Raw genomic sequence first — 14794 nt, 5'->3', positions numbered from 1 at the left:
AAATAATTAAAAATTATTTTTAAATGTACAAACCGATTGGAAAACATACTTTAATCATCCACAAAATGTTAAAAAGCAACAGATAAATAAAGTATGACGCATTATTATCTGTTGCTTTATTCATTAGAACTACCTTTATTAAGTATACAATTATACTTCTATGTCTTCAACTTTTGAGATAAGCCATAAATACGAAAGTCCAGCTAATACTGCTGCTACTATCCATACAATAATAAAAGGAATATATGTGTGAATCATAGTTGTTATAATGTTAGCAGTGCAGGAAGCAAGAATAACAGAGACTATAATCGTTGTTTGAATGGAATATTTTCGAAATCCAATGCTAGCAGAAATTACACCTATAAATAAAGAGAATACAGCACACAAAATTGTTTCAATAATAATCTTAAAAAACAATCCAAGAGTAAAATTATCAGAAATCATAGGAAAAAAAGCTTCTGTAACCATAAATATAAGGAGGGAAATAATCGTCCCAAGCAACATAAAACTCAAACATAATGTAGCTATCAATACAATCTTTGAGTTCAATAAAGTCTTTCTATTTATTGGATAAGTAAAAATCAAAATTGCATTTTTTCCAGAATATTCTTTTATAACAAATGTGGAAAACAATACAGCTGATAAAATGGCATAAGCTGACATTTGTAGAACGTTAGTGATTACCCAAATATTATGGTAATTAGAAAACTCAGCAGAATCTGTATCCCCCCCTGTATAAGCAATCATAGCAAATGTATACAAAAATCCTAATACACATAAGGTAATGATACCCATGGCATGAAGATAAGGGCGAATATTATTTTTTTTTAGTTCTAATTTTATAAGTTTATACACAGTTGTTTCCTCCATTCATTATTTCAAAAAAATACTCTTCCAAGCCATTAGGAAATTCTTGTTTTACTGTAGACATAGGAATTTCTTTTAAAATACTTCCATTCGAAATAATGCCTATTGTATCAGCTATATACTCTATTTCACTTAATATATGACTTGAAATAATAAGTGTCATATCATATTCTTTTGCAAGTGTTCTGAATAAATCACGCATTTGTTTTATTCCCATAGGGTCAAGACCATTGATAGGTTCATCAAGTAAAAGAATATCTGGATTATGTATCATTGCACGAGCAATCCCCAACCTTTGCTTCATACCCAAAGAAAACTTACATACCTGTATCTTTCCAGTATTTTCGAGTCCTACTTTTTGCAAAACAGCATTTATATCTGCATCATAAAAATTCATGTAAGCATTATGTATCTTTAAATTTTCCTCAGCTGATAAATGTTCATAAAAAATTGGTGTTTCTATAATACATCCAATTTTTCTTAAAATATTATTACGATTTTCAGATATATTCATATCAGAAATCATTATATTCCCAGTGGTTTGTTTTAATAAACCTGCTATCAATTTTAGTACTGTAGTTTTTCCAGCTCCATTTGCACCTAAAAATCCATAAATACTTCCTTTCTCTACATTTATATTGCAATGTTTTATGACCTCTTGATTATCAAATACTTTTACCAAATCTTGAACTTTAATGATTGTATTCATTTTCTTTAATATTTTCCTTTCTCTATGAACCAGTATTTATTTTTAGTGTTTATTAAATCTTTCAAATTTGATTCATTCATAATTCATAAAATAATATTACTTCAATTAGACAATATAGTGTCTTATCTAAGAATACTATTTCAAATACAAAAAGTCAATATATTGTCTAAAATAAAAATAAAACTTATATTTATTAAGAGGCACAATGAGTATGACATATATTAGAATAATTAGGATATTTAATATTACTGAAGTAAAGCTTTCAATATTAAAAATGATATAAAAATAGTGACTATCTTAATTATTAAAATTAATTATAGTCACCATTTTGTATAGTTTAATTAAATATTATTTTATATGTGAGTTTGATAGAATTTATTTTCATTAAATCTATTATTCTGGTTTATACATAATTTTCTTATTATTATCATATATTACCAAAGAATTTGATTTTACAATTTCATTTTCATATTTAACATCTTTTTCAGAGAAATTAGCTACTACTTTTAAATCATCTCCATATTTAGTCATTTGAACTAATCTATCATCAGAAATAAACTTAAAGTCTGTCATTTCTCTTTTAATAGCCTTTTTATTGAACTCTGACCATACTTTATCATGAGAAATTATTTCACCTTTATGTTTTTCCCATTCAGTTCTATCTATATAATACATAGGTGGTGTATTATATAATACTTCTTTCATCATTCTACTTCCAACTTCATCCTTAATTTTGAAAGTTCCCCATAGCCATTGATGAGAAGATACAACAGAATCATTATAAACTAATCTAAATAAAGGTAAAGAATAAGTTGGGTCTATAAATATTTTTTTATATTTTTCTTTTACAGGTATCTGCTTTGAAAAGACTTCTGGCACTCCTCCTGTTGGAGAATAGTATCTACCAACATAATATTCACTTTCTTTGTTCTTACTCATATCTTTATCTACCCAAGCAAACGCTGGTGTTTCAAGCCCATGTGCAAATGCTATAGTGCTACTTGCAAAGTCATTTCCTCCTTCTGAACCTATAACCATATTTGCATTATCTCTTATATATGACATTCTTTCAAGTCTAGCTTTTAAATCTTGTGACTGTGTTGTTATATGATTTGGAGAATAATCATCAAAAATTTCTCCTGTAGCATCACAGTCTATAAACCAAGAATTAAATTCATACCCCTCATTCAATATACTTTTTACTCTCTCTTTTACACTTGGTAAAGATAATGTAGGATTTAGTTGTCTTCCTTCTCCTTGAAATCCAGATTCTTTTTCACCTTTTTTATTTTCTATAGTAGCATTTTCATATAGTGACTTATCTTTAAATGATGCTGTACTCCATTTTTCTTCCCCTGGCTTGTGTATAGAATGATATGAATCATATGGTCCTACAAGATAACCTAAATCATTAGCTCTTTTGACTATTTCTGGTGATACATAACCTTCTTCCATATCATCAAATCCTATCCAAGCATTATCAATACCAGATTTATTCATATCATTAATTACATCAATTGTATTATATCTTGCCCATGTATCAATTTTATTCACACTATTCCCTAATTTTGACTTTAATAACTTTTTGTTAAACTCTATAAGTTCTACTCTATTTAATTTAGATATTCCTTTATCTAGTACTTTTTTTATTTCTTTATCATTACTATCAAAAACCTTACTATTATAAAAAGTATTTAGTTGCATAACTTGATTAAAGGCTTGAACTATTTGATTTTTTTGATATTTATCTATATAATCTTGGGTTTTTATTTGATTAAGTACAGTTATAAATTCACTATTATCAGGTTTTTTACTTAGGAGTTCTTTCATCCAATTAATTAAATCATCTGATAAATTTTCCTTTAATTTGTCCCATTTAATATCACCTACTGTTATTATAGATTTGTCTGCAAAATAAATCTGAGGAGCTCCATAAAGCTTTTCAATGTTTTTATTATCCTTAGATTTTTCTTCTAATATTTTAAACTCACCTTTATCAACTATATAATTTTTATAGGTTTTTGCTACATCTGTAATATTTTTATCAGTCAAATATATTTTAAATCCATACTCTTTATTTTTATTTATACTTGGATATTCATGTGTAAATGTAAAATTAATTTTATCTTTAGAATTAAATTTAATCTCATTATTAAATTCATTTTCAATAATATAAAGCACAGAATACTTTGTCTTATTTACTGCAAAAAACTGCATCGAAAAGGATTCTATGACATTGTAAGCTGATTCATTTAAATGCTCTTTCCAGTATTTATCATCACTTGGTATAAATTTACCTTCATAAAGTGGTAACACATAACTTTCGCCTTCAATTCTTGGCCAATTAAAACTAGCTTCTTTTTCTGAATTAGATTTAATATCTACATCTAAATAGCTTTCCTCTTTTTTTATATTTATGTCTATGTTTTCATCAGGATATGTCCATGATGTCTCTGTTTTTGTCTGTTTAAAATTTGATACTTTCCTTTCTTTTAATGGTTCAGATATCTTTTCCTTTAAACCATTAGATTCTACTGATACCTCAAAAGTTTCTGGTTTTACTTCAAAATTAAAGTCCAGATTTTTGACATTATACATAGATGATGTGTCATTAATAACCTCACTACTACTACATCCAGTGATAGTAGTTGCAATAATTATACAACTTGTAAATACCGAGAATATTTTTTTCATAAAATCCACCTCCTCGATAAATATATCACCCTTATGTTACACCAAAGTTACAATTTACTTTGAATTTCACTATCTATTAATTGAAGATTATATTGTTGAATTAATTCTATTAGACGTTCTGCATATATGTTACTTCCACTTTCATCTTTTGCAGTGCTATAACCTGCTTTTTCTAATGCTTTAGCTTGATAGATATATGTTTTTGCATCAAATACACCATTGGCTTTATATCTTTTATTTGTAGCTAAAAATTCTGCATGGTCTTTTATAGATTCACTTTTATCATCATATATTCTAAATTTATCATCTATAATTGTATCTAAATGTTCTTTTGTTTCTAAAGTAACTGATTTTCCTCTCCAATAGGCATCAGCCTTTATACCAAATAAGTTATTATACTCTTTTGCTAAACTTGATTTACCCCAACTAGACTCAATTATTGCTTGTGCAATGGTTATAGATGGCAATATTTTATAATTTTTATAGTTTTGTATAGCAGATGTTTCAATCTCATTAATAAATTTCATATATTGTGTATCAGATTTTAATCTTTCTGGCTTTATTCCATAATCTTTAAGGTCCTCTATATAATCATTAACCAATCTTTTTTGTTTATTATTAAATTTCAACTCATCTAAAACACTACTTAAATTTTCTACTTTATTATTTTTAGAAAAATCTTTAACAAATAAATCTGATACTTCTTTTATTTGTGAATCATTAACTTTTTCTAACTTATTTTTATTTAATACAGCAATGATAGAAGCCACATACTTCCAATTAACTTGTGCATTATTTTCACTTGCTAAATCAGCATATTCTATATACTTACTAACATCTATATCAGCCTTATTTATCTCTTTAATTGAATATTCTTTTACTAACACACCTATTCCAACTATTATTATCAGTATTGCTATAATGAACTTCTTATTCTTCATAAATTATTTCCTCCCTTATATTCTCTACAGAATACAATATACCCTACTTTTGTTACATATTCTTTACGAAATTATGAAGATTTTATGAAGATTTATGTAATATATTTAATTTAAAGCACGATTATTGTTATAATATATAGGTTTGCATTAAATAAAAAATAGTTAAAATAAATTTAAAATTAGATAAATTTATTTTAACTATTTATACACTAAGACATTATTTCAATTTACTTCTATTAATTTCTATAGATTTTTCTAATACATACTCTTCTCCATATACAATAATTTTTATTGGTTTTCCCTTTAAATTTTCTATCTTAATTAAATTACTATATACATCAACATGGATATTATTATCTCTATAATTTATATTGAAAGAATAATTATTCCATTCTTGAGGTAACTTAGGCTCAAAAGATAGTGTTTCATTCCATGTTCTCATCCCTGCAAATCCATGTATAATAGAAAGCCATGAGCCAGACATTGAAGTTATATGAAGACCATCATTAGTATCATTATTATAATTATCTAAATCAAGCCTAGCTGTTCTTGAGTATAATTCATAAGCTTTTTTTAAGTCATCTACTTCAGAAGCAATAATAGAATAAACACTAGAAGATAAAGAAGACTCATGTACAGTATATTTTTCATAAAAATCAAAGTTTCTCTTTTTCTCTTCTTTAGTAAACATATTCCCAAAATAATAAATTCCTTGTAACACATCTGCTTGTTTTATAAAACATGACCTAAGAATCTTGTCCCAAGACCATTTTTGATTAAGAGGAAGATTCTCTTTTGGCAAATCCTTTACCTCTATAAATTCCTTATCTAAAAAATTATCATTTTGAACTATTATTTGTAATTCTTCATCATATGGCAAATACATTTTCTTTGATATTATTCTCCAGATTTCAATTTCCTCTAAACTTACATTATTTCTTTCAACACATTCGCTATGCTCTTTTTTTAACTTTAAGACATTTTCTACAGCATATTCTAAGCACCACTTAGCTATATAATTAGTATACCAATTATTATTGATATTGTTCTCATATTCATTTGGGCCTGTAACTCCATGTATCATATATAAATCTTTTCTTGTAGATAAATGTACCCTACTAGCCCAAAACCTAGCTACTTCTACTATTACATCTATGCCCTTTTCTTTTATATATCCAAAATCACCTGTATAATTTGTATAATTATATATTGCATATACTATACTTCCATTGCGATGAATCTCTTCAAATGTTATCTCCCATTCATTATGACATTCCACTCCATCGAAAGTAACCATTGGATATAGTGCTCCCTTAAGTCCAAGTTTTTTTGCATTATCTTTTGCTTGCTTTAGCTGATTGTATCTATATACTAAAAGATTTCTTGCTACACTCTTATCTGCTACACCTAAATATACTGGAAGACAATATGCTTCTGTATCCCAATAAGTAGCACCTCCATATTTTTCACCAGTAAAACCTTTTGGCCCTATATTTAATCTTGAATCTTCTCCATAATAAGTCGAGAATAATTGAAATAGATTATATCTTATACCTTGTTGACTACTCTTATCTCCTTCTATCTTTATATCTGCACTTTCCCATCTTTTATTCCACAATTTTGTATGTTCATTTAAAATTTCTTCATACTCTTTAGATATTTCTATATTTAAGATATCATCACATTTCTTTAATAACTCATTTTCACTATAATCTCTAGTGGAAGTTATTGTTACATATTTTTCTATTCCAATAGTTTCGTTTTCTAAAACATCCATTGTTATTGAATTTTCACAGTAATTATCAGTACTTAAATAAGATATATCATCTACTTTACCTCTTGTTTTAATATGCATCGTTGCACCTACTGTAAATATGGGTGTCTTAAATGTATTTTCTTTTGTACGTGAAAGTATATTTCCTCTATATTCTGAGGAACTTGAAGAAACTGCATTCCAAAATTCTTCTTCGTAATTTGAATCTTCGTTTTTTATATTTGAATCTAAGTATGGAATAAATTTTATTTTAGCACTAGAATTCAAAGCTTTTATATCATACTTTATTACAGCTAATTCCTTAACTGATACGCTTAAAAATCTTGTTATATTAGCTTCAAATTTTTTACCATTAATATTCACAGTAAATTTACGCTTTAAAATACCATTTTTCATATCTAATTCTCTATAAAAATTTTCAACATTACATTTTTCAAGGTCTAACTCTACCCCATCTATGAAAATTCTTATCCCTATATAGTTAACTGAGTTAGGAATTTTACCAAAGTATTCTGGGTATCCATTTTTCCACCATCCAACACGAGTTTTATCAGGAAACCATACTCCAGCTATATAAGAACCTCTATGGCTATCTCCACTATATCTTTCCTCATAGTTTCCTCTCATACCCATATAACCATTGCCTATACTCATTATAGACTCTGCTAATCTATTTTCTTTAATTTCAATCTTGTCTTGTATAACTTTCCACTCATTTATATTATCAAACAAACATTTCATATAATGCTCCTAACTATATACTTATTATACTCACTTAATATATACTTAAAATTTAACTGACTTGTTGAATTTACAAGTAAATTTGCTTTTTTTAGATTTTTATAATCTCCAACTCCAACAGAAAACATATTGGCTGAGTTTATAGCATCAATACCTGCACTTGCATCTTCTATTCCTATACAATTTTTAGGATTTACACCAAGTCCCTTTGCTGACATAAGAAATATATCTGGATATGGTTTGGTGTTCCTACATTTTGACGCATCTGCTATAAAATCAAACTTATCACTTATGCCTAGATGTTTTAATACATTTGTAGCATTCTTGCTTGCAGAAGACAACCCTATCTTTACATCATTAGATTTTATATCATCAAGTAAATTTTTTATACCTGGCAAAATATCATTTGAAGTTATTTTGTTTATTAAAGATACATAATAGTTATTTTTGTCTTCTGCCATTTTCATTTTTTCTTCTTCTGAAAATAAATCTTTTTTATATCCATATTCTAATATTTTATTTAATGACTCCATTCTACTTATACCCTTTAAAGACTCATTAAATTCTATATCTATATCTATGCCAATGTCATCAGCTAGTTTTTTCCAAGCTAAATAATGATAATATGCTGTGTCTGTAATCACTCCATCTAAATCAAATATAAATGCTTCTAGCATTCTTGTACCCCTTTCTCTATAAGGATTTTTTAGACTAATAATTAATTTATTTTGTGTCTATACCTTATATTTAAGATATTCTCTATAGAACTATTTAATCCAATTCACTCTTTAATTCAAAATCAACTTCTATTTCACTCTCTTGCACACCATATTTTTTTATCATTTTAGAAAAATTTGACCACATTTTTCCAGAAAAAGCATTTAAATAATTTATATTACAAATAAATTTGCCATCTTCAATCTCTTTCTTATATAGTTGTGGACCCACTATATATACAGGAAACATAGCCCATGCTTTTTTTCCTCTGTATTTTTTTATAACTTTTGTATAGTTGCCATTCTTCATAATACATACTAAAAATACACATACAAATATTTTTTCTTCAACATCTATACCAAAAGAAAAGGATATATCTTTTCCAAACTCCTTTTCTATTTTACACAAATCCTCTTTAACCTGTTTTTCAAGTTTTCTTGAAGCTTCATTGCAAAATTTTTTAATCTCACTAGATGGAATTGGAATCCAAAGTGGCATATCTGATATATAGTCTATACTTTTATCATCAAATGGCAACTCTCTTCGCTTCATTTCTGCTATAGCAGACATATAACTTTTATCCGATACAAAAAAAGTTGCAATTTTATTATTATCCACATATATATTAACTGGACATTCCTGTTTCTTATTATTTATTGAAATTCTAGTAATATCATTATATGAATACTCTTTTTCACTCCCTATACATTTACGAACTTTAATATTATATAAATCAAAAATAATATACTTTCTTGTATATTTGAGAATTGAAATTAATCCATACATTGTAAGTACAAGAGTAATTAATAATATATAATACTGTTTAATATATACATAAAATACAATTAATACAATCCCAATTGATAAAAATATTAAACCTAAAATTAGATTCACGATACTAGATTTTACTGTAACTATATATTCTTCATAGTCATTCATGTTTTCTCTTCCCTCTACTTATTCAGTAATTATACATCTTTACTTAACTACAAAATAATTAAAAATTTCAATATTAATTTTTATTCAAATAAAAACTTTACTTAACAAGTTTTACTGCAAATAATTTGTATATAAAATTATACTGAATTCACTTATTATAATTAATGATACTTTGTTTAAATAATATAAAAAGTTATAGTATAATCTAACAAACACATGGTTATATTATTTTAAAATAATAAACTTGTATTTTTTTAATGTTATTTCTTCCTTTAAATCAACTATTTTTTCTTCATATAAATCTTTTACTTTTCTATTTACCAAATAATCTGGTAATCTTAAGGTTAAATCTTTGGATGAATTATTTATTATTATTGTAATAGATTCTTTCCTTAATATAATTGTTCCATTTTCTTTATCTGCTAGTATCCATTCATTTGATACAGTTCTAAGTTCTCTATTTGATTTACGAAGTCTAATAATCTTCTTCATAAAATCAAGTATATCTTTATTCCACTTTCCTTCATTCCATTCCATACATTTTCTTTGTCCTTCAGATACTGGACTTAGTTCTCCTTGCATTCCTATCTCATCACCATAGTATATACACGGACCTCCTGATTGTATAAACATAAACAAATATGCAAGTTTAAATTTATCCACATTTCCATCAGCATAGCTCAATATTCTAGTAGTATCATGACTTCCAAGTAAATTAAAAATAACTTCATTAACTTGCATTGGATAGCTTACTATTACATCATTTATCATGTATTTAAATTCTTCAGCATTTATCTCATTTGTACAAAAAAATTGTTTCATAGCTTCTGACATTAAATAATTCATAACTGAGTCAAATTGGTCTCCCATCAACCATGGTAAACTTCCATGCCAAATTTCTCCTAATATATATATCTCAGGTTTTATTCTTTTAATCTCTTGTCTGAATTTTCGCCAGAAAACATGATCTACTTCATTTGATACATCCAATCTCCATGCATCTATATCAAATTCTTGTATCCAATACCTCCCTACACGCAATAAATATTCTATTACTTCTGAATTTTCTGTGTTAAGCTTTGGCATATATTTTTCACACCCAAAAGTTTCATAAGGTATGTTTTTTTCATCTATTTCTTCTATTGGAGTATCAACTTTACTCATATCTTTTATATAAAACCAATCTTTATATCTCGAATTATTCTTATTTTTAACTACATCTTGCCACTGCTTAGAATAATATCCTATATGATTAAATACAGCATCCAACATTATTTTTATATTTCTTTTATGGGCTTCTTCTATTAGTTTTTTCAAAGTAGATTTATCACCTAAGGTAGGGTCTATTTCCATGTAGTCCATCGTATCATATCTATGATTAGTTTTTCCAACTGTAATAGGACAAAAATAAATTCCATTTATCCCTAAATCGCTCAAATAATCTAGGTGGTCTATTACACCTTGTAAATCTCCACCTGTAAAATTATCTCTTGTTGGAATAGCGCCCCATATATCTACTCCTTCTGGATTTATAGATGGATTTCCATTTGCAAATCTATCAGGAAATATCTGATACCAAATAGTTTCCTTTACCCAATCTGGAACTTTAGGTATATCTATATAATTCAAATATGGATATCCAAAAAAATTACTTATTTCGCATAACTCTTTTTCATCATTTTCGTTTCCTAATTTTATTATCTTTTTCTCTGTAAATAAAATTTTTTCTTCTTGACCTTCTATTATAAATCCATATCTCGAACGTTTATTTAAAGGCTTACACTCAGCTATCCAATAATCAAATAATTCTGTTTCTACTTCTTTGTTCATTGTTATATTTGTTCCACCAGACCAACCAAGTCCAGATGCATTTAGATTCCCTCCTCCTGCACCTCCTTTGTCCCATACATATTGGTCTCCTATCCTTAAGGTCACTTTTTTTGCCTCATTTTTTTTGGTTCTAATTCTTATATGTAATGTTTCTCTATCATAGCCATAAGCATAGTTGCTCATTGGTATATGTAGTATAGCCTCTTTTGTTAAAGTTTGTTGAGTTGATTCTGTGATTTGATTGCTTAAGGTTATATTTTCTTTATTTTTATTAGACAACTTTATCCCTTCTTTCTAATAATTTGCATGATTTAAAGATAGGTTAATGTATTTAACTATTATATCATAATAAAAAGATATAATAGTTAAATATAATAGTAATAGTTTTCTAATTTGAGACAATCATTTTTCTTAAACTTAAACTCTTCTCTATTATCATTTTTTACAAAATAAAAACCTCTAGTATTTTCCTAGAGGATACAATATTCTGCTATTAATTTTTATACTAACTTTCAAATTATTTAAAAAGACTCTATATGCCATATTAGTTCTTTATGCTATATTATTAGATTTAACTTTTTCTATGTTTAAAAAATAAGTTTCTCTTTCTTTAAATAATGATACATATTTAAAATCAAGATATTTAAGCATATCGTAAGCCACATCAAAATCTTTGCAGATATCTTCTACTCTATGAGAGTCAGAACCTACAGTAACTATAAAACCACCAAGTTCTCTATATCTTTTTAAGATATCTTCATTTGGATGTATGGCATTTAATCCATATCTATAACCAGATGTATTTAACTCTATTCCACTTCCATTATTAATTATTGACTTTAAAACTTCATCAATAATATCTTTAAAATCATTATATATTACTCTGTTATCTGAATATATCCCATATCTAGATATATAATCTAAATGTCCATATATATTATAATCTTTAAACTCATGATTAGTTTCAAGTATGCTATTAAAATATTTATAGTACGCATCTTCTTTGCTAAGTCCTTCAAAGTATTTTTTTGATGGAACAGGTACGTTATCAATTGTATGAGTTGAACACAATATAAAATCAAAAGGATGTGAACTTATTACATCTTTTATTTCATTTTTTAAATGTTTTCTATATCCTACTTCAACACCTAACAATAATTCTATATCCTTTTTATACTTTTCTTTTAGTGTATTAAACACTGGGACATAGTTGTTATAATCTATACAAAATCCCTTCCCTTCATCATGTTCTAAATGGTCTGTAAAAGTTAAATATCTAACACCTATACTTATAGCTTTTTTTATTGTATCTTCCATTGAATCCTTTCCATCACTTGAAAAATTAGTATGAATATGATTATCAATTAAATTCATATTATCCCTCCCTTTATTTTATCTATCTTAATTATACTACAGGTTTATTGTATACAATTGTTAAAAGAAAATGATAATAGTTAAATTTTATTTACAATACTTCCTCTTAAATAAATATTTTATTTTTACAATAAAAGAAGTGTCTATCTTTTGATTTAAAAAAATCAATGCAGACACTTCCTTAGTAATATATTTTGGTTAATTTATCTTTTAAAAATTTGCATTTTTTGACAAATTTTAGTGGTTATATATCCAATCATATAAAAAGCGGCATAAAGTAAAATATAGATATATGCTGAATCATTTAAAAACATATACATTAATATTATATAAGTTATTAAAGATACTACAAGTGATAAAATCCAGTTGGTTTTACTCAATACACAAACTATCCCTTGAATTAAAAAGGCAATTGGAAAAATTAAAATCATCCCTATTACAAAAATCCCTTTAGAATGAATATCTGGTATATTGAATATATCTGTAGCAAAAGTCAAAAACACCAATAACATTATGATTGTAGGAAATATAATACTAAAAACATTACTCTTTTTCATAATAAATTTTCCTTATTTGTAATTTTGAATTGGTTATTTAATGAAACTCATTAAATATAACCATTAAATTAATAATTTAATTACTTTATCGCCTCAATTTCTCCCATCATTCTAACTAAGTCTTGTCCATATTGACCACCAGCCCAATTATTAGAAAGACTTTCAACTGTTTTAGCTTTCCCAAACAAAGATTTTTCGTGTCTAGGGTCTACTGGATTTGAAAGTGGATAACCCTGTTGTCCTGCATATAGACATAAATGTTGAATTTGAGCTAGTATTCCCTCTTCCCAAGTATCAAATTTTGAGTGTGCATTTTTGTCAGTATCAGAACCACCAACAGAAGTCTTAAGTCCACAAGGATTCTTAAAAGATGCATCTAATACTCCACCAAAATTACAGAAACCAGTTTCTTTTGCTGATTGAGCTACAGCTAAAACAGGATTTACACCTTCTTGAACAGCTGTATCATACAGTATTGGTATTAATTCTATAAATAAATCATTGGCTTTTTTAGATTTTGCCCATTTTAAACAAGCTTCTAAGCTAGCTGTTGGTTCACCTAATATACTTGTTTCATCTTTCATAGGTGAATCCCCTTTTGTAGACGAATCACCATTATTCTGTGCAGCAGAAACACACTTATTATATACACTATCGCTTATTGAGCCTAATCTAGTAATCTTATCTGCTCCTGCTAGTATGGATTTATCACTATCTTCTGATACTAATACAATTGGATTATCTTTAGCAATTGTAGAACCTGTAAGAGCATTTACTAAATCATATCCATCACTTAAATAAAATTCTGATGAATCTGGATAAAATTCTTTTATAACTTTTTTATTTGTATCATATCTATCTGAACCACCAAGTCTCTTAGAGTTAGTCTTGTTAACTAAACTCGTACTCATAGAAATACTTCCACCTACAGCATATGATTTTACATTACTTGTTGAAAAAGGAACACTTTTTCCATCTGTAAGTACTATAGGAGCTACATCTCTTACTGAGACAGGTGCAGCACTTATAGTATCAGCCTCTCCTTTATATGCATTAGTTAATATAACTTCATCAACTTTTTTAATGCTACTTACTTCTTTGGCAACACTATAACTAGTCTTTATTCTATCATCTCCACCTAATCTAGTTACTTGTGCTCCTGTATTTTTCAGTTCAGTTTCTACTGACTTACTTATTGATAACTCTTTACCTATTATGTATATCTTTTTTACATTTTTTAATCTTTGTTTTGTCTCATTTGGTATGTTACTTTTTTGAGCAAGTAAAATCGGAGCATCTACAGCACCAGCAAGACCACTTGCTGAAAGACCATCTGCTATAGAACTATCCATATTTACCACAATTGCTGTATCATAACTCGTTTTATCTGCTATTAATCCAGCCGTCTCGTATATGTTCTTACCTTTAATGGTATCTGATGTTAATGCACTTACATTAGGTGCGTTCATTAGAAATATAGCTAATGTTAAACCTAATGCTAAAACTCTTTTAATTGTTCTCATATTCTTCCCCCTTGATATATCAAGTTTAATCCAAAAATGACTATAACATAGTAATACATCTACGCTATAGTCATTTATTATAATTTAATAATTATATGTTTCTTATTATATCATAAATTACAAAAAGT

The 14794-nt window shown here is 26.9% G+C and carries 11 protein-coding genes; all 11 read right to left on the bottom strand.

Annotated elements, in window-relative coordinates:
• Window positions 1-150: 150 nt before the first annotated feature.
• On the bottom strand, window positions 151-855 hold the full coding sequence (locus IC174_RS07050) for an ABC transporter permease (protein WP_227482511.1): 705 nt from the start codon (window positions 853-855) through the stop codon (window positions 151-153).
• A complete protein-coding gene (locus IC174_RS07045) occupies window positions 848-1576 on the bottom strand; it encodes an ATP-binding cassette domain-containing protein (protein WP_227482510.1) in 729 nt (242 codons plus the stop codon). Before IC174_RS07045 ends, IC174_RS07050 begins: the two co-directional genes overlap by 8 nt.
• 393 nt (window positions 1577-1969) lie before the next feature.
• On the bottom strand, window positions 1970-4270 hold the full coding sequence (locus IC174_RS07040; protein WP_227482509.1) for a glycoside hydrolase: 2301 nt from the start codon (window positions 4268-4270) through the stop codon (window positions 1970-1972).
• 47 nt (window positions 4271-4317) lie between these two features.
• Window positions 4318-5211, bottom strand: a complete 894-nt coding sequence (locus tag IC174_RS07035) for a glucosaminidase domain-containing protein (protein WP_227482508.1) — start codon at window positions 5209-5211, stop codon at window positions 4318-4320.
• A gap of 217 nt (window positions 5212-5428) precedes the next feature.
• A complete protein-coding gene (locus tag IC174_RS07030) occupies window positions 5429-7726 on the bottom strand; it encodes a glycoside hydrolase family 65 protein (protein ID WP_227482507.1) in 2298 nt (765 codons plus the stop codon).
• Entirely contained in the window at window positions 7723-8403 is a 681-nt protein-coding gene (gene pgmB, locus IC174_RS07025) for a beta-phosphoglucomutase (protein WP_227434848.1), read from the bottom strand. The genes IC174_RS07030 and pgmB overlap by 4 nt, the downstream gene beginning before the upstream one ends.
• 94 nt (window positions 8404-8497) lie before the next feature.
• Window positions 8498-9382 (bottom strand): hypothetical protein, encoded by an 885-nt coding sequence (locus IC174_RS07020; RefSeq protein ID WP_227434849.1) that lies wholly within the window; start codon window positions 9380-9382, stop codon window positions 8498-8500.
• Window positions 9383-9607: 225 nt separating this feature from the next.
• The gene (locus tag IC174_RS07015) at window positions 9608-11491 is read right to left on the bottom strand and encodes a glycoside hydrolase family 13 protein (RefSeq protein WP_227434850.1); all 1884 of its coding nucleotides are present in this window, start codon (window positions 11489-11491) and stop codon (window positions 9608-9610) included.
• A gap of 273 nt (window positions 11492-11764) precedes the next feature.
• Window positions 11765-12586, bottom strand: a complete 822-nt coding sequence (locus tag IC174_RS07010) for a histidinol-phosphatase HisJ family protein (RefSeq protein ID WP_227434851.1) — start codon at window positions 12584-12586, stop codon at window positions 11765-11767.
• A 203-nt stretch (window positions 12587-12789) separates the two neighbouring features.
• Window positions 12790-13143, bottom strand: a complete 354-nt coding sequence (locus IC174_RS07005) for a hypothetical protein (RefSeq protein WP_227434853.1) — start codon at window positions 13141-13143, stop codon at window positions 12790-12792.
• 80 nt (window positions 13144-13223) lie between these two features.
• Window positions 13224-14666 carry a cell wall-binding repeat-containing protein gene (locus tag IC174_RS07000; protein ID WP_227434856.1) on the bottom strand — a complete coding sequence of 481 codons (1443 nt, stop codon included), beginning with the start codon at window positions 14664-14666 and terminating at the stop codon, window positions 13224-13226.
• Window positions 14667-14794 lie beyond the last annotated feature (128 nt).

Source organism: Clostridioides sp. ES-S-0001-03 (assembly GCF_020676075.1).
Classification (GTDB): domain Bacteria; phylum Bacillota; class Clostridia; order Peptostreptococcales; family Peptostreptococcaceae; genus Clostridioides.
Note: the sequence above shows the minus strand (reverse complement) of the source record. Positions and strands in the feature narration are given on the sequence as shown.

Bases quoted from the DNA above. Each gene is read 5' to 3' on its own strand.
- IC174_RS07035 (WP_227482508.1), bottom strand. From the start codon at position 5,211: ATGAAGAATAAGAAGTTCATTATAGCAATACTGATAATAATAGTTGGA.
- IC174_RS07005 (WP_227434853.1), bottom strand. From the start codon at position 13,143: ATGAAAAAGAGTAATGTTTTTAGTATTATATTTCCTACAATCATAATG.
- IC174_RS07040 (WP_227482509.1), bottom strand. From the start codon at position 4,270: ATGAAAAAAATATTCTCGGTATTTACAAGTTGTATAATTATTGCAACT.
- IC174_RS07000 (WP_227434856.1), bottom strand. From the start codon at position 14,666: ATGAGAACAATTAAAAGAGTTTTAGCATTAGGTTTAACATTAGCTATA.
- IC174_RS07010 (WP_227434851.1), bottom strand. From the start codon at position 12,586: ATGAATTTAATTGATAATCATATTCATACTAATTTTTCAAGTGATGGA.
- pgmB (WP_227434848.1), bottom strand. From the start codon at position 8,403: ATGCTAGAAGCATTTATATTTGATTTAGATGGAGTGATTACAGACACA.
- IC174_RS07045 (WP_227482510.1), bottom strand. From the start codon at position 1,576: ATGAATACAATCATTAAAGTTCAAGATTTGGTAAAAGTATTTGATAAT.
- IC174_RS07020 (WP_227434849.1), bottom strand. From the start codon at position 9,382: ATGAATGACTATGAAGAATATATAGTTACAGTAAAATCTAGTATCGTG.
- IC174_RS07030 (WP_227482507.1), bottom strand. From the start codon at position 7,726: ATGAAATGTTTGTTTGATAATATAAATGAGTGGAAAGTTATACAAGAC.